This is a genomic window from Serratia sp. CY74737, from assembly GCF_052166775.1.
Classification (GTDB): domain Bacteria; phylum Pseudomonadota; class Gammaproteobacteria; order Enterobacterales; family Enterobacteriaceae; genus Serratia; species Serratia ureilytica.
The window spans coordinates 123,718-142,285 of the sequence record NZ_JBJNOF010000007.1 but is presented as its reverse complement, the minus strand read 5'-3'; the positions used below and the strand labels follow the sequence as shown (position 1 = coordinate 142,285).

Here is an 18,568-nt window from a genome sequence, read left to right as displayed (position 1 = left end):
CACTGGTTTTTTTATTTGCGGTTAGGGCGATAGACTTGCATTTTCCTCGCCGTGACCTAAGGTTTTTGCTTCTGCTTTGGGATCAGGGAAGAGGATATGGAACGCCTGAGACGGTTATCACTGCGCATCAACCCCATCTTTGCCGCCTTCCTGCTGATCGCTTTTCTCTCCGGCATCGCCGGCGCGTTGCTGACGCCGACGCTGAGCCTGTTTCTGACCACCGAAGTTAAGGTGCGGCCGCTGTGGGTCGGGTTGTTTTACACCGCCAACGCGGTGGCCGGCATCGTCGTCAGCTTCCTGCTGGCCAAACGTTCCGACACCCGCGGCGATCGGCGCAGGCTGATCCTGCTGTGCTGCCTGATGGCGGTCGGCAACTGCCTGCTGTTCGCTTTCAACCGCGACTACCTGACGCTGATCACCGCCGGGGTGTTGATGTCCGCCGTTGCCAACACCGCCATGCCGCAGATCTTCGCGCTGGCGCGGGAATACGCCGACAGCGAGGCGCGTGAAGTGGTGATGTTCAGTTCGGTGATGCGCGCCCAGCTTTCGCTGGCGTGGGTGATAGGCCCGCCGCTGTCGTTTGCGCTGGCGCTGAATTACGGCTTTACCGTGATGTTCCTGATCGCCGCCGCCACCTTCGCTATCTGCGTGCTGCTGGTCGGGTTCATGCTGCCTTCGGTGCCGCGCGCGGCGGACGGCGACGGGCTGCGGGACGGTGCTTCCGCGCCGATTGCGCCCGCCAGCGCCTGGCGCAATCGCGACGTGCGTCTGCTGTTTATCGCCTCGATGCTGATGTGGACCTGCAACACCATGTATATCATCGACATGCCGCTGTATATTACCGCCGATCTCGGCCTGCCTGAGGGGCTGGCCGGGGTGCTGATGGGCACCGCTGCCGGGCTGGAGATCCCGGCGATGCTGCTGGCCGGTTACTACGTCAAACGTTTCGGCAAGCGCAACATGATGCTGCTGGCGGTGGCGGCGGGCGTGCTTTTTTACCTCGGGCTGACGGTGCTGGCGACCAAGCCGACCCTGATCGCGTTGCAGCTGCTCAACGCGGTGTTTATCGGCATCGTCGCCGGTATCGGCATGCTCTATTTTCAAGATTTGATGCCGGGCCGACCGGGCGCCGCTATCACGCTGTTCACCAACAGCATCTCGACCGGGGTGATCCTGGCCGGGGTGCTGCAGGGCGCGCTGGTGGAGAACCTCGGTCATGGCTCGGTGTATTGGATGGCGGCGCTGCTGGCGCTGGCGGCGCTCTGGATGAGCGCCAAAGTGCGTGAAGTGTGAGGTCAAACGACGGCATTCTTGATGCAAGTCATTGAGAAGGCTGAAGCGGACGCCCAAGCTGAAGGCATATGGAGCGCGATCGTTGCGTCCACGCCCGTCTCGCTATTGAGATGCCGCCTTGTTGTTTAGAACAGTGGGAACGTTATGGATAAACTCACACCGCTCAAACCGCTTCCTTCCCTGTGCGCCCTTGCCGCCACGCTGATCATCTGGTTCCTCATTCCCGTGCCGGAGGGCGTTGCGCCCAACGCCTGGCAGCTGCTGGCGCTGTTTATCGGCACCATCATCGCCATCATCGGCAAGGCGATGCCGATCGGCGCGGTCTCGGTGATCGCCATCGCCCTGGTGGCGGTGACCGGCGTCACCAACCCCGGCAAGCCGGGCGCCGCGCTGGACGACGCGCTCAGCGGTTTTTCCAACCAGCTGATCTGGCTGATCGGCTTTTCTATCATGATCTCCCTCAGCCTGAACAAAACCGGGCTGGGCGCGCGCATCGGCTACTACTTTATCTCGCTGTTCGGTAAAAAAACGCTCGGCATCGCCTATGCATTGACGTTGGCGGAAACCACCCTGGCGCCGGTGACGCCGAGCAACACCGCGCGCGGCGGCGGCATCATTCACCCGATCATGAAATCGATCGCCGACAGCTTTGGTTCCAAACCCGAGCTCAATACCTCCGGCAAGATCGGCCGCTATCTGTCGCTGGTGAACTACAACATTAACCCGGTCACCTCGGCGATGTTTATCACCGCCACGGCGCCTAACCCGCTGATTGTCAGCCTGATCGCCAAAGGCACCCACGGCAGCTTCGAACTGTCCTGGTCGATGTGGGCGATTGCCGCCCTGGTGCCGGGGCTGTGTTCGCTGATCGTGATGCCGCTGGTCATTTATCTGCTGTACCCGCCGGAGGTGAAAAGCACCCCGGACGCGCCGCGTTTCGCCTGCGAAAAGCTGCAGGCGCTGGGGCCGGTGACGCTGCCGGAGAAAATTACTCTCGCGGTGTTCGCGCTGCTGTTGGTGCTGTGGGCCGGCATTCCGGCGATGATTTTCGGCCCGGCGCTGGCGGTCAATCCTACCACCGCGGCGCTGATCGGCCTGGCGGTGCTGCTGGCTACCGGGGTGTTGAGCTGGGAGGATGTGCTGAAGCATAAAGGGGCCTGGGATACCGTCGTGTGGTTCTCGGCGCTGGTGATGATGGCCAGTTTCCTCGGCAAGCTGGGGCTGATCGGCTGGCTGTCGCAGACCGTCGGCAACGGCATCGACCATATGGGCATGAGCTGGGTGGGCGGCACGATCTTGCTGACCCTCATTTATCTGTATTCTCATTATTTCTTCGCCAGCACCACCGCACACGTAACGGCGATGTTCGCCGCCTTCTTCGCTGCCGGCATCGCGCTCGGCGCGCCGCCGGCGCTGCTGGGCCTGATCCTGGCGTTCTCTTCTTCGTTGATGATGTCGCTGACGCATTACGGGACCGGCACCGCGCCGATCATCTTTGGCTCCGGCTATGTGACGTTGGGGGAGTGGTGGAAAGCGGGGTTGGTGATGAGCGTGGTTAACTTGCTGATCTGGATAGTGATCGGCGGCGCATGGTGGAAGCTGCTGGGCTACTGGTGAGGAAAAAATTCACCCGCCGGGCGGCGGGTGAAGGGGATTAATTCAGAAACGCCGGCTGCTGCGCTTCGTAGCGGGAGATGTCCGCTTCATGCTGCAGCGTCAGGCCGATGCTGTCCAGCCCGTTGATCATGCAGTGGCGGCGGAAGCTGTCTATTTCGAACGGATAGCTTTTGCCACCGGCGTTGACCGTCTGGTTCTCCAGATCCACCACGAACTCCGTACCTTCATTGGCGTCCACCAGTTTGAACAGCTCGTCCACCTGCTGCTCGCTCAGCGTGACCGGCAACAGCTGGTTGTTAAACGAGTTGCCGTAGAAGATATCGGCGAAGCTCGGCGCGATCACCACTTTGAAACCGTAGTCGGTCAGCGCCCATGGGGCGTGTTCGCGCGAGGAGCCGCAGCCGAAGTTCTCCCGCGCCAACAGGATGCTGGCGCCTTTATAGCGCGGTTTGTTCAGCACGAACTCCGGGTTGGGTTGCTGGCCGGCATCGTCGAGGAAGCGCCAGTCGTTGAACAGGTGCTGGCCGAAACCGGTCCGGGTCACCTTCTGTAAGAACTGTTTGGGAATAATGGCGTCGGTGTCGACGTTGGCCGCATCCAAAGGCACCACTAAGCCGGTATGTTGAGTAAATTTAGCCACGTTAGCCCCTTAGTGAATATCACGGATGTCAGCGAAGTGACCGGCGACGGCGGCCGCGGCGGCCATTGCCGGGCTGACCAGGTGGGTGCGCCCACCGCGGCCCTGGCGCCCTTCGAAGTTACGGTTGCTGGTGGACGCGCAGCGCTCGCCCGGATTCAGACGGTCGTTGTTCATCGCCAGGCACATCGAGCAACCCGGCAAGCGCCATTCGAAACCGGCTTCAATAAAGATTTTGTCCAACCCTTCGGCTTCCGCCTGGGCCTTCACCGGGCCGGAGCCCGGCACCACGATGGCCTGCACGCCGTTGGCGACCTTGCGCCCCTTGGCGATCGCCGCCGCCGCGCGCAGATCTTCGATGCGCGAGTTGGTGCAGGAACCGATGAACACTTTGTCGATCGGTACTTCGGTCAATTTGATGCCCGGCTTCAAATCCATGTAGGCCAGCGCTTTCTCGGCGGAGGCGCGCTCAACCGGATCGTTAAACGATTCCGGCGCCGGGATCGCCTGATTGACGGCGATCACCTGGCCAGGGTTGGTGCCCCAGGTGACCTGCGGCGCGATCTCTTCGGCGCGCAGCGTCACCACGGTATCGAACTGGGCGTCGGCGTCGGACTTCAGCGTGCGCCAGTAAGCGACCGCCTGCTCCCAGTTTTCACCGGTCGGCGCGAACTGACGCCCCTTCAGGTAGGCGAAGGTAGTGTCGTCCGGCGCGACCAACCCGGCTTTGGCGCCCATTTCGATCGCCATGTTGCACAGGGTCATGCGGCCTTCCATGCTCAATGCCTCGATCGCCTTGCCGCAAAACTCCACCACGTGGCCGGTGCCGCCGGCGCTGCCGGTTTTGCCGATCACCGCCAGCACGATGTCTTTGGCTGTAATGCCCTCGGCGGCGTTGCCGGTGACCTCAATCTTCATGGTTTTGGCCCGACCCTGCTTCAGGGTCTGGGTCGCCAACACGTGCTCCACTTCGGAGGTGCCGATGCCGAACGCCAGCGAGCCGAAGGCGCCGTGGGTCGCGGTGTGTGAATCGCCGCAGACGATGGTCATGCCCGGCAGCGTCATGCCTTGCTCCGGCCCGATCACGTGCACGATGCCCTGGAACGGGTGGTTCAGGTCATACAGCGAAACGCCGAATTCCGCGCAGTTCTTGATCAGCTCCTGCATCTGGATGCGAGCCATCTCGCCGCTGGCGTTGATGTCCTTGGTCTGGGTCGACACGTTGTGATCCATGGTGGCGAAGGTTTTGCCGGGCTGGCGCACCTTGCGGCCCATGGCGCGCAGGCCGTCGAACGCCTGCGGCGACGTGACTTCGTGCACCAAGTGACGGTCGATATACAGCAACGGCGTCTCGTTCGGCGCTTCGTGCACCACGTGGGCGTCGTACAATTTCTGGTATAAGGTCTTGGCCATGTTATACCCCCTGAGCTACAAAGCGAGCGATGATGTCGCCCATTTCATCGGTGCTGACGGCTTTGCCGTCACCGGCCAGATCGGCGGTGCGGTAGCCCTGTTCCAACGCCTGGTTGATGGCGCGCTCCACGGCGTCGGCCGCTTCATCGGCGCCCAGGCTGTAACGCAGCAGCAGGGTGGCGGACAGGATCTGCGCAATCGGGTTGGCGATGCCTTTGCCGGCGATATCCGGCGCGGAACCGCCCGCCGGTTCGTACAGGCCGAAGCCTTGCTCGTTCAGGCTGGCGGACGGCAGCATGCCCATCGAGCCGGTAATCATCGCGCACTCGTCGGACAGGATGTCGCCGAACAGGTTGGAACACAGCAGCACGTCGAACTGGGACGGATCCTTGATCAGCTGCATGGTGGCATTGTCGATATACATGTGCGACAGCGACACGTCCGGGTAATCCTTGGCGACCTGATTGACCACTTCACGCCACAAGATGGAGCTTTGCAGCACGTTGGCCTTGTCGATCGACGTCACCTTGTGGCGGCGCTTGCGGGCGGATTCGAAGGCGATGCGCGCGATGCGTTCAATCTCGAAACGGTGATACACCTCGGTGTCGAAGGCGCGCTCCTGCATGCCTTGGCCTTCGCGGCCTTTCGGCTGGCCAAAATAGATGCCGCCGGTCAGTTCGCGCACGCACAGAATGTCGAAGCCGCGGGCGGCGATATCGGCGCGCAGCGGGCAGAACGCCTCCAACCCTTGATACAGGCGGGCCGGGCGCAGGTTGCTGAACAGTTTGAAGTGCTTGCGCAGCGGCAACAGCGCGCCGCGTTCCGGCTGCTCGGCCGGTGGCAGGTGTTCCCATTTCGGGCCACCCACCGAACCGAACAGGATGGCGTCGGCCTGCTCGCAGCCGGCGACGGTCGCCGCCGGCAACGGACTGCCGTGGCGATCGATGGCGATGCCGCCGACGTCGTACTCGGCGGTGGTGATGCGAATGTCAAAGCGTTGACGCACCGCGTCCAACACTTTGCGCGCCTGAGCCATTACTTCCGGGCCGATACCGTCTCCGGGCAAGACGGCAATGTGATAAGTCTTCGTCATGTTCACACCGTTTCCTGATTATTTTGATGTTTGTTTTGCTGCAGACGCTGTTTTTCTTTTTCTACCTGCTGTGAGCGCCAAATATTGTTCAACACGTGCACCATCGCCTTGGCGGAGGATTCGACGATGTCGGTCGCCAGACCCACGCCATGGAAACGACGGCCGTTATAAGAGACGACGATATCCACCTGGCCCAGCGCATCGCGCCCATGGCCTTTGGCGGTCAACTGGTACTTCACCAGTTCGATCGGGTAATCGGTGATGCGATTGATCGCCTGATAGACCGCATCAACCGGGCCGTTGCCGGTGGCGGCTTCGGCTTTCTCTTCGCCGCCGCAGATCAGTTTCACCGAGGCGGTGGCCATGATGCTGCTGCCGGACTGCACGCTGAAGTAACCCAGGCTGAAGTGTTCCGGTTCTTCCTGTTGTTTGTTGATGAAGGCCAGCGCCTCCAGGTCATAGTCGAATACCTGGCCTTTTTTGTCGGCCAGCTTCAGGAAGGCGGCGTACAGGGTATCCAGGTTGTAGTCCTGCTCCTGGTAGCCCATCTCTTCCATGCGGTGTTTCACCGCCGCGCGGCCGGAGCGGGAAGTCAGGTTCAACTGCACATCTTTCAGGCCGATCGACTGCGGGGTCATGATTTCGTAGTTTTCGCGGTTCTTCAGCACGCCGTCCTGGTGAATGCCGGAGGAGTGGGCGAAGGCGTTGGCGCCGACGATCGCCTTGTTGGCCGGGATCGGCATGTTGCACAGCTGGCTGACGATCTGGCTGGTGCGGAAGATTTCCTGATGATTGATGTTGGTGTGCACGTTCATGATGTCCTGGCGCACCTTAATCGCCATGATCACCTCTTCCAGCGAACAGTTGCCGGCGCGCTCACCGATGCCGTTCAGGGTGCCTTCCACCTGACGGGCGCCGGCCTGGACCGCGGCAATGGAGTTGCCGACCGCCATGCCCAAATCGTCGTGGCAGTGTACGGAGATGATGGCTTTGTCGATGTTCGGCACGCGGTCATACAAGGTGGTGATGATGCCGCCGAACTGGTTCGGCGTGGTGTAGCCGACGGTGTCCGGAATATTGATGGTGGTGGCGCCAGCGTTGATGGCGGCTTCGACCACGCGGCACAGATTGTCGATCGGCGTGCGGCCGGCGTCTTCGCAGGAGAATTCCACGTCGTCGGTATAGTTGCGGGCGCGTTTGACCGAGCGTACTGCCATCTCCAACACTTCGTCGAACGAGCGCTTCAGCTTCGATTCGATGTGCAGGGTGGAGGTGGCCAGGAACACGTGGATACGGAACGCTTCAGCGACGCGCAACGCTTCGGCGGCCACGTCGATGTCTTTGTCCACGCAGCGGGCCAGGCCGCAGACACGACTGTTCTTGATCTGGCGAGCGATGGTTTGCACCGATTCGAAATCGCCCGGCGAAGAGACCGGGAAGCCGACTTCCATCACGTCAACGCCCATTCTTTCCAGCGCCAGCGCAATCTGAATCTTCTCTTTTACGCTCAGGCTGGCCTGCAATGCCTGTTCGCCATCACGCAGCGTGGTATCGAAAATAATGACTTGTTGGCTCATCGGTGCATTCCTTATCGTGTTGATTTCACGCTAAGCGGGCAAAAAAAAACCCGCGCAGTAGCGCGGGTTTCTTATGGGTGATCGGCTGAGTCAGCTCCGAACTTCGTCCACAGGCATACCGCGCAAACAAGATGCGTTGAGTAGTAGGCCTAGTAGACGGTGAGTACGGATCATAATGGTTCAGCTTCTCTTAAATTGGGTGTCTGCCTAATTTGATACGTGATTGGCCTGGCGATGTCAACACCTGATTGAATGCGGGGACAATGCACCGGCTATGCGTCCAAACAGAGGATCATTCGGTAAAAATGCAGCGCTATAGAGAAAAAATGGGAGCAGTTTGCGTGCTGCTTAGCATAAACGAATCGAATATATACTGCGCTAATTGCTTCTGGATTTTGTTGGGTTAAGATTTGTGATGAAAAAATAAGGAGGATTAATCACGGGAGGAAACAAAATAACATTTTTAATGCGAATGATTTAAATTGAATTCATATGATTAATTGATTGTTTTAGTCATAATATAACAAAATAATGCGATTTTACACAAAGCGATTGATGTTTTTAGATGGTTTGATTGCTTATGATGTGTTTTTATAGTTTGTCTCATACAGTGGGGTTACGTTGTTTAATTGTATTAATCATTGTTAATACCTAATTATTAGTACCACCCAGGTGGCATTCTTCCTGCTGACGGTAGAAGTGACTGATATGCATTCCATATACGACTTAAATCGTGTCGATAACACGAGGTTTTTTATCGGCTGATGACGGTAATGGCAGGATTTGTCGTGCAAAGATAAGACAATGCGGCGTTTCATTGTTTGTCGAGCATAAGGATTAGATTATCTACACAGGATTTAGTGGAGTGAAATATGGCTGAATATGATTCAGAAATCGCCATGGTCAAAGAGCCGGCGGACATCCATTTGCGCAGCGTCGATCTTAATTTGCTGACGGTGTTTGACGCCGTGATGCAAATGCAAAATATTACGCGAGCCGCTAATTCGTTAGGGATGTCGCAGCCGGCGGTGAGCAACGCGGTAGCGCGTCTGAAGGTGATGTTCAACGACGAGCTGTTCGTGCGCTGCGGGCGCGGGATCCAGCCCACCATGCGGGCCAGGCAGCTGTTCGGGCCGGTGCGGCAAGCGCTGCAGCTGGTGCAAAATGAGTTGCCGGGATCTGAGTTTGAGCCGCTGACCAGCACGCGAGCGTTCTCCCTGTCGCTGTGCAGCCCGCTCGATTTGCGTCTGGGCGCCGGGATAATCAATCACGTCAAACAGATAGCGCCGCAGCTTAACCTGCAAATAAAGTCATACATTAACAATAATATTGAACATCAATTACGTTATCAGGACGTCGAATTTGTCATCGGCTACAGCCGTTTCGAGTCGGCGGAGTTTCGCAGCCTGGCGATGTTCGACGACGAATTAGTGCTGGCGGTTGCGCAGGCGCACCCGCGAATAGGGGAGGAGGTGACGCCGGAACACATGTTGGCCGAACAGCACGCGGCGGTTTCCCTGGAAAGTTTTGGATCGTTCAGTAAACCTTTCTATTTAGAGGAGCCGATGCTGCGCGCCGTGACACAACAGTGCACGGATCTCTACAGCGTGTTGAATATGGTGTCGCAAACGGAAATGGTGGCGATTGCGCCCGCCTGGTTGGTGCGGCAACAGACGGAGGCGTTGAAAATAAAGGCGGTTCCTTTGTGCGCCAATCACAATAAAGCGACCTGCTATCTTTCCTGGCATGAATCCTCCGAACGGGATAAAGGGCACCAGTGGATGAAGTCCGTCCTGATTGAGGCGGGTAACCCAAAGTAAAGCGATAAAAAATGGGGATATATAAAGATAATATTCAACTGAGCGTTTTTTTCTCATGATAAAAACTAAGAACTATCTGGGTTTTTATTAAGATGTTTCTTGGTTTTGCGGCGATTAAATAACTTATTTTCAGGGTGAGTTGGTTCGTTTACCAAAAATAATTAATATAAATTAATATTCTGATTTTTACTTTACGACTGGTATTTTAAACTAACTCGATGCGGCGGCCCAGATGGGCCGCGTTTTATTGCCGCCAGCAAACCTTTTCCTTCCCGTTCTGTCCAACCCATGAAAGCGCGAAAGCCGGCCTGAGTTTTGGCTCACACTTCTACGCTGAAATCGCTTTTCCCCCTGCCTGAGAGTAGGTAGACTGCGCGGAAAAAAGTAAACACGTGTAAGCTGAGATGAGGGCCGTAAGGCGTCGTTCAGGCTTAACTGTATGATTCATTTCAGGCTTAGAGCACTATGATCACTAATCTGCTGCAATACCATTTGATCCATCGTATACAGCATCAAATCACCCACCGAGCCGATCGCACAGCTTTTCGCCAATGGTCGCCCAACGGCGAGTTTCAATTGACCTGGGAAGAGGCCGCCGTTCGCATCGATCGCATTGCCGCCGGGCTGTTGGCCCTGGGGGCCGAAGTGCAAGAGCGCATCGGCATTTTCGCCAATAACGGCATGGCCTGGTCGCTGGCCGATCTCGCGATTCTCAACCTGCGCGGCGTCAGCGTGCCGCTCTATTCCACCAATACGCCGGCGCAGGCGGCCTTCGTCATCAACGACGCCGACATTCGCATACTGTTCGTCGGCGAACAGGCGCAGTTGGATGCGGCCATCGCGCTGCGCGGCGTTTGCCCACAGCTGCGCCATATTATCGTGTTTGACCAAGATGCCGATCTGCGCGGCTGCGAGATAGCGCGACACCTGAGCGCCTTCGAACATGCCGCCGATCCGGCGGCTTTTATCGCTCAACGTCGGCAGCGCATTGAAGAGTGCGACCTGCAGGACCTCTTCACCCTGATCTATACCTCGGGCACCACCGGCGAGCCGAAAGGGGTGATGCTGGATTACCGCAACCTGGCGGCGCAGCTCTACCTGCATGATGAGAGACTGACGGTCGGCGAAGAGGATGTGTCGCTCAGTTTCCTGCCGCTGTCGCATGTGTTCGAGCGTGCCTGGAGCTTCTTTGTCATGCATTCCGGCGCGCAGAACGTTTTCTTGCCGAACACCGACTGGGTGCGGGAAGCGATGGGGCAGGTTCGCCCGACGCTGATGTGCGCGGTACCGCGTTTCTACGAGAAGATTTTCAGCGCGGTGCATGAAAAAGTGGCGCGCGCGCCTTGGCTGCGCCGCGCGCTGTTCCACTGGGCGATCGTCTGCGGGGAGCGCAAGTTCCTTCAGGAGCGGGCCGGCAAACCGTTGGGCAAACTGTTCGAACTCTCTCATCGCTGGGCCGACAAGCTGGTATTGAGCAAGCTGCGCGGCATCCTCGGCGGCCGGGTGCGCTTCCTGCCGGCGGCGGGCGCCAAGCTGGATGACAATGTGATCCTGTTTTTCCAGGCGATGGGCGTCAACATCAAGTACGGCTATGGCATGACCGAAACCTGTGCGACCGTGTCCTGCTGGGAAGAAGGGCATTTCCGCTTCGGCTCTATCGGCAAACCGCTGCCGGAGGTCGAGGTGCGCATCGGTGAAGAAAATGAAATCCAGGTGCGCGGGCCGATCGTGATGCGCGGCTATTTCAACAAACCGTTGGAAACCGCCGCGACCTTTACCGCAGACGGCTGGCTGAAAACCGGCGATGCCGGGGCGATCGATGAAGAGGGCAATCTGTTCATCACCGAGCGCCTTAAGGATTTGATGAAAACCTCCGGCGGCAAATACATCGCGCCGCAGATGCTGGAAGGCACGCTGGCGCAGGACCGCTTTATCGAGCAGGTGGCGATCATCGCCGATGCGCGCAAGTTCGTTTCCGCGCTGATCGTGCCGTGCTTTGAGTCGCTGGAAGAGTACGCGAAGTCAGTCAACCTGAAGTATCAGGATCGCCTGGAGCTGCTGCGCAACGGTGAAATCCTCGAGATGTTCGAAAAGCGTCTGCGTGAGATGCAAAAGGAGCTGGCGCGCTTCGAGCAGGTGAAGAAGTTCACGCTGCTGCCGGCGGCCTTTTCCATGGAGCTGGGGGAGCTGACGCCAACGCTGAAGCTGCGCCGCAAAGTGATCCTGCAGCGCTATCAGCGTGAAATCGACTCCATGTACCAGGAACAGGGCTGAGGCCGCCGGCGGACCGCGCGTTCGGCGAAAAAAACGGCATATTCTTCGCCTGATTTAGTTCTGTAATTTCCCCTCTGTTCGAAACAATGCCTAGCCTGACGCCCCTGGGGCTAGCGCATTGTTTTTATAAAGTCGCGATCTCCAGCCGCTTGGCAATAACCCCGCCGCCGTTAAGCCATTTTGCCGTTTGCCTGCCCCATATTCTGACGTTATGTTAATTCGATAGCGACAACCCATAAAAATTTAGGGGCATTGCCCCGCAGCAGGCGCTACGTTCCGGCGCCAGAGAAGAATAAGCAAGCCTGGAGGCAAACCCATGGAGATGTTGTCAGGAGCCGAGATGGTCGTCCGATCGTTGATCGATCAGGGCGTTAAACATGTATTCGGCTACCCCGGCGGGGCGGTGCTCGATATCTACGACGCCCTGCATACGGTCGGAGGGATCGATCATATTCTGGTGCGCCACGAGCAAGGTGCGGTGCACATGGCCGACGGTTATGCGCGCGCCACCGGCGAAGTGGGCGTGGTGCTGGTGACCTCCGGCCCCGGTGCCACCAACGCCATTACCGGTATCGCTACCGCTTATATGGACTCGATCCCGATGGTCGTCCTGTCGGGGCAGGTGCCCAGCTCGCTGATCGGCTACGACGCCTTCCAGGAGTGCGATATGGTGGGAATTTCTCGGCCGGTGGTGAAACACAGCTTCCTGGTGAAACGCACCGAAGACATCCCGGCGGTGTTGAAGAAGGCCTTTTACCTGGCCTCCAGCGGCCGCCCCGGCCCGGTGGTGATCGATCTGCCGAAAGACATCGTCGGCCCGGCGGTGCGGATGCCTTATGCCTATCCGCAGGACGTGAGCATGCGTTCTTACAACCCGACGGTGCAGGGCCACCGCGGGCAAATCAAACGCGCGCTGCAAACCATTCTGGCGGCCAAAAAGCCGGTGATGTACGTCGGCGGCGGCGCGATCAACGCCGGCTGCGAAGCCGAACTGTTGGCGTTGGCGGAGCAGTTGAACCTGCCGGTGACCAGCAGCCTGATGGGGTTGGGGGCCTTCCCCGGTACCCACCGCCAGAGCGTCGGCATGCTCGGCATGCACGGCACCTATGAAGCCAATAAAACCATGCACCATGCCGACGTGATCTTCGCCGTCGGCGTGCGTTTCGACGATCGTACGACCAACAATCTGGCCAAATACTGTCCGGATGCCACCGTGCTGCACATCGATATCGATCCGACCTCGATCTCCAAAACGGTGGACGCCGATATCCCGATCGTCGGCGATGCCAAGCAGGTGTTGGTGCAGATGCTGGAGCTGCTGGCGCAGGACGAGAAAGCGCAGGATCACGATGCGCTGCGCGATTGGTGGCAGTCTATCGAGCAGTGGCGCGCCCGCGACTGCCTGGGCTACGACAAAAACAGCGGCACCATCAAGCCGCAGGCGGTGATTGAAACCCTGCATCGCCTGACCAAAGGCGACGCCTATGTGACCTCGGACGTCGGCCAGCACCAAATGTTCGCCGCGCTCTATTATCCGTTCGACAAACCGCGCCGTTGGATCAACTCCGGCGGCCTCGGCACCATGGGCTTCGGCCTGCCGGCGGCATTGGGCGTCAAACTGGCGCTGCCGGAGGAAACCGTGGTGTGCGTGACCGGCGACGGCAGCATTCAGATGAATATTCAGGAGCTGTCCACCGCGCTGCAATATAACCTGCCGGTGGTGGTGGTGAACCTCAACAACCGCTATCTGGGCATGGTCAAGCAGTGGCAGGACATGATTTATTCCGGCCGTCATTCGCAGTCTTACATGGATTCACTGCCGGACTTCGTCAAGCTGGCCGAGGCTTACGGCCATGTCGGCATCGCCATCCGCACGCCGGATGAGCTGGAAAGCAAGCTGGCGCAGGCGCTGGCGGAAAAAGAGCGGCTGGTGTTCGTCGACGTGACCGTCGATGAAACCGAACATGTCTACCCGATGCAGATCCGCGGCGGAAGCATGGACGAAATGTGGCTTAGCAAAACGGAGAGGACCTGATCATGCGCCGTATTTTATCTGTCTTGCTGGAAAACGAATCCGGCGCCCTGTCGCGCGTGGTGGGGTTGTTCTCCCAGCGCGGTTACAACATCGAGAGCCTGACGGTGGCGCCGACCGACGATCCGACGCTGTCGCGCATGACTATCCAGACCGTCGGCGACGAGAAAGTGCTGGAGCAGATTGAGAAGCAGTTGCACAAGCTGGTGGACGTGTTGCGCGTCAGCGAGCTGGTGCAGGGCGCTCACGTTGAACGCGAGATCATGCTGGTGAAGCTGCAGGCCAGCGGCTACGGCCGTGAAGAGGTGAAACGCTGCGCCGATATTTTCCGCGGCCAGATCGTCGATGTGACGGCGACGCTGTATACGGTGCAACTGGCCGGCACCAGCGACAAGCTGGACGCCTTCCTGAGCGCGGTGCGTGAAGTGGCGGAGATCGTGGAAGTGGCCCGTTCCGGCGTGGTTGGCGTGTCGCGCGGCGACAAAATTATGCGCTGAGCGCGGTCTGGCGGCGAATAATCGGGGGCGCGGCGTGGCTGCGCCCTTTGTTTTTCGGCCTTTTTTGCCCGATTGCCGGCACCTTTCGGCAAAAGCGGTTGCTAGGTAGTGTTTTCTGCTGTTAGATCGCAGAGGCTGGATTGAATAACCGCACGGGATGCCATGGTTAATCCGAGCACAGCCTTCACTTCTATTTTCAGCGTCATTAAGGGGTTAATGTGAAACTGGATGAAATCGCGCGTCTCGCGGGCGTTTCGCGCACGACGGCCAGTTATGTCATCAACGGCAAGGCGAAGCAGTATCGTGTCAGCGATAAAACCGTCGAGAAAGTGATGGCCGTGGTCAGGGAGCATAACTATCACCCGAATGCCGTCGCGGCGGGGCTGCGCGCCGGGCGCACCCGTTCTATCGGCCTGGTGATCCCGGATCTGGAAAATACCAGCTATACCCGCATCGCCAACTACCTGGAGCGCCAGGCGCGCCAGCGTGGCTACCAATTGCTGATCGCCTGTTCCGAAGATCAGCCGGACAACGAAATGCGCTGCATTGAGCACCTGCTGCAGCGTCAGGTGGACGCCATCATCGTCTCCACCGCCTTGCCGCCGGAGCATCCTTTCTATCAACGCTGGGCCAACGATCCGCTGCCGATCATCGCGCTGGACCGCGCGCTGGATCGCGAGCATTTCATCAGCGTTGTGGGCGCCGATCAGGAAGACGCTTTTGCGTTGGCGCAGGAGCTGCGCACCTTCCCGGCGGAGTCGGTGCTGTACCTGGGCGCCTTGCCGGAGCTTTCGGTCAGCTTCCTGCGTGAGCAGGGCTTCCGCCAGGCCTGGCAAGAGGATCCCCGCCACGTCGATTACCTGTACGCCAACAGCTACGAACGCGAAGCCGCCGGCGCGCTGTTTGCCGAATGGTTGAAAACGCACCCGATGCCGCAGGCGCTGTTTACCACGTCGTTCTCTTTATTGCAGGGCGTGATGGACGTGACGCTGAAGCAACGCGGCCGCTTGCCGACCGATCTGGCGATCGCCACCTTCGGCGATCATGAACTGTTGGATTTCCTTGAGTGCCCGGTATTGGCGGTTGCGCAGCGCCATCGCGACGTGGCCGAGCGCGTGCTGGAACTGGTGCTGGCCAGCCTGGACGAACCGCGTAAACCCAAGCCGGGGCTGACGCGCATTCGCCGCAATCTGTTCCGCCGCGGCAGTCTGAGCCGCAAGTAGTTTGGCTGACAGGGGCCCGCGTTGGCGGGCTCCTTTAGACGTAACCCGCTACCCGAAACAGCCGCCGGCAGTACTCCAGGAAGTAACCATACACCACGCCCATCGCCATGGAGACCAGCGCATTGCTGGTTACCGCCGCCAGCATTTGTTGGCCGTCGGCGCCCACGCTCCATAAAATTGCAGCATAAACCGGCGACTGGAAGCTGACATAGGCCAGCAGATCGGCGAGATTGCGCAGTAGGAACTGGCCGTGCGGGCAACGACGCGCCGTGCGGATAAACAGATCGCGATAGCGGCCATAAGGCCAGGCGATCAGAATGTTGACCGGGATCGACAACAGGCGTGAAGAGAGGGATTGCTGGAAGCTCATGCCGGAGATCAACACTTCAATCGCCATACCGGCGATAAAACAGTACACCACCAGTGCAAACGTATCGGCAGCGGCGCTGCGCCAGTGTGCGGCGGGCGAAAGCATGCATCTCTCCTTTTGTGTTAATGTGCTGTTAATTTTATAATTTGTAGTTGTTAGTTATGGTTTTTTGCTTTTTATATAGTTTACTGCTCTGGTTTGTGTTTTTTAACTAGGTTTATATTTTTATTTTTAACATTTGTTCGGTTTTTGTCCCGCAGGGCCGGGGCGCAGGAAGGGATGGAGAGATTAAAATCGGTGTTTTTAAATAAACCTATTAAAAACATGCTGTTGCGATTTTTTGTGTCCGCAGGGGGATTTTTCCGGCAAAAATTGTGGAAATAAAGGTGTAAGAAAATGAAACCATAATTGTAAACAGGTGTTTTGGGAATAATCTTACCAAATTGATTTAAATCGAAATTACTTCTGCTCGTAATATCCGAGCCATTTATTTTCGCCGTGCTCTCATCACGGCGGTGCAAATTGAAGTAAAATAGCGCGCAGTTTCACGGTGAATAACGATTGAGCGTTATTAACTCAAGGAGTTATGGCCTTATTCTGCGGTCGACTCGTCAGGCGCCGAGCCTTGGCGCGCGCGGGGCGGCAGCGGTTACAGCCCTGAGATTGCCGAGCTGAAAAATGAGACATGGCTTGCAGAAGGAAGTAATGAGTTAATTAATCGCCAGTTCGTCAGGTTTTTAATCAGATTCTTTCCGCTTAGAAAATTCTCTCCGTTTATCATGGTGTTAATTTTTAATCGTCGAATAATCAGAGTTTCTTTCGCGAGTCAGCTCCCAAAATGACCAGAGAAATATTGCCAAAGCGCTGGCGCTCTGGCTTGACAAGGTTTTCATACCCTCCGTAAACTCCATTGTGTGGGAATTTGTGGGGTAAAGTGGTGAAAACGGTCACTAAGGGGTAGCTCAGGAATGTTCCGTGGAGCGACGATGGTCAACCTCGACAGTAAAGGGCGGCTCGCCGTACCTACCCGATATCGGGAATTGCTCAACGAGGAATCGCAAGGCCAAATGGTCTGTACCATTGACCTCCATCAGCCCTGCCTGCTGCTTTATCCTTTGCCCGAATGGGAAATTATTGAACAAAAATTATCACGTCTGTCGAGCATGAATCCCGCCGAGCGCCGCGTTCAGCGCCTGCTGTTGGGACATGCCAGTGAGTGTCAGATGGATAGTGCCGGTCGTTTGCTGTTAGCCAGTACGCTGCGGCAACACGCCGGGCTCACGAAAGAAGTGATGCTGGTCGGTCAGTTCAACAAGTTTGAACTGTGGGATGAACAGACCTGGTATCAACAAGTCAAGGATGATATTGACGCTGAACAGTCGACTCAGGAACCGTTGTCTGAGCGGCTACAGGACTTGTCGCTATAAGCATGTTGGAAAACTATAAACACACCACCGTCCTGCTGGACGAAGCCGTCAACGGCCTCAATATCCGCAGCAACGGCATATATATCGACGGTACTTTTGGTCGCGGTGGCCATTCTCGTCTGATTCTGTCCCAACTGGGGCCGGAAGGGCGCTTGCTGGCAATTGACCGTGACCCTCAGGCGATTGCAGCCGCCAAATCTATTGAAGATCCTCGTTTTACCATCGTACACGGCCCATTTTCCGAGTTGTCGCACTATGTGCGGGAGCGCGAGCTGGTGGGCAAGATCGACGGCGTTCTGCTCGATCTGGGCGTTTCCTCGCCGCAGCTTGACGACGCGGAGCGCGGGTTCTCCTTTATGCGCGACGGTCCGCTGGACATGCGCATGGATCCGTCCACCGGCCTGTCTGCCGCAGAGTGGCTGATGAAGGCCGAAGCGGACGACATCGCCTGGGTGCTGAAAACCTTCGGCGAAGAGCGTTTCGCCAAGCGCATCGCGCGCGCCATCGTCGAAAGAAACCGCGTGGAGCCGATGACGCGCACCAAAGAGCTGGCGGATCTGATCGCCGATGCCAGCCCGTTCCGTGAAAAGCACAAGCATCCGGCGACGCGCAGCTTCCAGGCGATCCGCATTTATATCAACAGCGAGCTGGAAGAGATCGAGCGTGCGCTCGACGGCGCGCTGGAAGTGCTGGCCCCGCAGGGCCGTTTGTCGATTATCAGCTTCCACTCGCTGGAAGACCGCATCGTCAAACGCTTTATGCGACACCACAGCCGCGGCGCCCAGGTGCCGGCCGGCATTCCGTTGACCGAGGAGCAACTGCGCGGCATGGGCGGGCGAACGCTGAAAGCGCTGGGCAAAATGATGCCGTCGGAAGCGGAAGTAGCGGACAACCCGCGTGCGCGCAGCTCGGTGCTGCGCATTGCTGAGAGGATGCCCGCGTGATTGGCAACGAACGTCACGGCCTGGTCGGGGTGATTGGCGGCGATCTGCTGCGCAACGCCAAGATCCCCATGATTTTACTGATTGCGTCACTGGTCTCCGCGATTTTCGTGGTGACCACCGCGCACCGCACCCGCCTGCTGACCGCCGAACGCGAGCAGCTGGTTCTGGAGCGCGATGCGCTGGATATCGAGTGGCGCAACCTGATTTTAGAAGAGAACGCCCTCGGCGATCACAGCCGGGTTGAACGTATCGCGACAGAAAAACTGCAGATGCAACACGTTGATCCATCGCAGGAAAATATCATCGTTAAACAATGAATGGTTTAACCGGAATAATGACACGGAGTAGAAA

General features: G+C 58.0%; 15 protein-coding genes. 10 read left to right on the top strand and 5 right to left on the bottom strand.

From position 1 onward, the window contains the following. The first annotated feature begins 96 nt into the window (after nt 1-96). Nucleotides 97-1,293, top strand: a complete 1,197-nt coding sequence (locus tag ACJ8PE_RS12000) for an MFS transporter (protein ID WP_197793033.1) — start codon at nt 97-99, stop codon at nt 1,291-1,293. Between the two features lie 144 nt (nt 1,294-1,437). Further along, the gene (locus ACJ8PE_RS11995; RefSeq protein WP_197793032.1) at nt 1,438-2,910 is read left to right on the top strand and encodes a DASS family sodium-coupled anion symporter; all 1,473 of its coding nucleotides are present in this window, start codon (nt 1,438-1,440) and stop codon (nt 2,908-2,910) included. A 37-nt stretch (nt 2,911-2,947) separates the two neighbouring features. On the opposite strand, the gene leuD is transcribed toward ACJ8PE_RS11995, so the two are convergent. From leuD to leuA, 4 genes are read right to left on the bottom strand one after another with little or no spacing between them, the layout of a single operon-like run. Next, nucleotides 2,948-3,550, bottom strand: coding sequence for a 3-isopropylmalate dehydratase small subunit (gene leuD / locus ACJ8PE_RS11990; protein ID WP_025159634.1), 603 nt, complete (start codon nt 3,548-3,550; stop codon nt 2,948-2,950). A gap of 9 nt (nt 3,551-3,559) precedes the next feature. Continuing rightward, complete coding sequence (gene leuC, locus ACJ8PE_RS11985) at nt 3,560-4,960, bottom strand: 3-isopropylmalate dehydratase large subunit (protein WP_197760837.1); 1,401 nt, start codon at nt 4,958-4,960, stop codon at nt 3,560-3,562. Between the two features lies 1 nt (nt 4,961). Next, a complete protein-coding gene (gene leuB, locus ACJ8PE_RS11980) occupies nt 4,962-6,053 on the bottom strand; it encodes a 3-isopropylmalate dehydrogenase (RefSeq protein WP_197793031.1) in 1,092 nt (363 codons plus the stop codon). Between the two features lie 2 nt (nt 6,054-6,055). Next, nucleotides 6,056-7,630, bottom strand: a complete 1,575-nt coding sequence (leuA, locus tag ACJ8PE_RS11975; RefSeq protein ID WP_033641848.1) for a 2-isopropylmalate synthase — start codon at nt 7,628-7,630, stop codon at nt 6,056-6,058. Nucleotides 7,631-8,502: 872 nt separating this feature from the next. Here leuA and leuO point away from each other — a divergent pair. The 5 genes from leuO (at nt 8,503) to cra (ending at nt 15,476) form a co-directional block, all read left to right on the top strand. Next, nucleotides 8,503-9,450 carry a transcriptional regulator LeuO gene (leuO, locus tag ACJ8PE_RS11970; RefSeq protein WP_033641849.1) on the top strand — a complete coding sequence of 316 codons (948 nt, stop codon included), beginning with the start codon at nt 8,503-8,505 and terminating at the stop codon, nt 9,448-9,450. 465 nt (nt 9,451-9,915) lie between these two features. Then, nucleotides 9,916-11,724 carry an AMP-dependent synthetase/ligase gene (locus tag ACJ8PE_RS11965; RefSeq protein ID WP_197793029.1) on the top strand — a complete coding sequence of 603 codons (1,809 nt, stop codon included), beginning with the start codon at nt 9,916-9,918 and terminating at the stop codon, nt 11,722-11,724. 316 nt (nt 11,725-12,040) lie between these two features. Then, on the top strand, nt 12,041-13,759 hold the full coding sequence (gene ilvI, locus ACJ8PE_RS11960) for an acetolactate synthase 3 large subunit (RefSeq protein WP_028127857.1): 1,719 nt from the start codon (nt 12,041-12,043) through the stop codon (nt 13,757-13,759). A gap of 2 nt (nt 13,760-13,761) precedes the next feature. Then, nucleotides 13,762-14,253: an acetolactate synthase small subunit gene (gene ilvN / locus ACJ8PE_RS11955; protein ID WP_004932806.1), complete on the top strand. Its 492-nt coding sequence runs from the start codon at nt 13,762-13,764 to the stop codon at nt 14,251-14,253. A 218-nt stretch (nt 14,254-14,471) separates the two neighbouring features. Then, the gene (gene cra, locus ACJ8PE_RS11950) at nt 14,472-15,476 is read left to right on the top strand and encodes a catabolite repressor/activator (RefSeq protein ID WP_004932801.1); all 1,005 of its coding nucleotides are present in this window, start codon (nt 14,472-14,474) and stop codon (nt 15,474-15,476) included. Between the two features lie 34 nt (nt 15,477-15,510). Here the strand turns inward: cra and ACJ8PE_RS11945 are convergent, their stop codons facing one another. After that, the gene (locus tag ACJ8PE_RS11945) at nt 15,511-15,951 is read right to left on the bottom strand and encodes an L-alanine exporter AlaE (protein ID WP_033651675.1); all 441 of its coding nucleotides are present in this window, start codon (nt 15,949-15,951) and stop codon (nt 15,511-15,513) included. An 863-nt stretch (nt 15,952-16,814) separates the two neighbouring features. Between ACJ8PE_RS11945 and mraZ the strand changes: the two genes are divergently transcribed. From mraZ to ftsL, 3 genes are read left to right on the top strand one after another with little or no spacing between them, the layout of a single operon-like run. Continuing rightward, entirely contained in the window at nt 16,815-17,273 is a 459-nt protein-coding gene (gene mraZ / locus ACJ8PE_RS11940; RefSeq protein WP_004932796.1) for a division/cell wall cluster transcriptional repressor MraZ, read from the top strand. Between the two features lie 2 nt (nt 17,274-17,275). Continuing rightward, a complete protein-coding gene (gene rsmH / locus ACJ8PE_RS11935) occupies nt 17,276-18,217 on the top strand; it encodes a 16S rRNA (cytosine(1402)-N(4))-methyltransferase RsmH (RefSeq protein WP_004932794.1) in 942 nt (313 codons plus the stop codon). Continuing rightward, a complete protein-coding gene (gene ftsL / locus ACJ8PE_RS11930) occupies nt 18,214-18,534 on the top strand; it encodes a cell division protein FtsL (RefSeq protein ID WP_033651674.1) in 321 nt (106 codons plus the stop codon). The genes rsmH and ftsL overlap by 4 nt, the downstream gene beginning before the upstream one ends. The last annotated feature ends 34 nt before the right edge of the window (nt 18,535-18,568 follow it).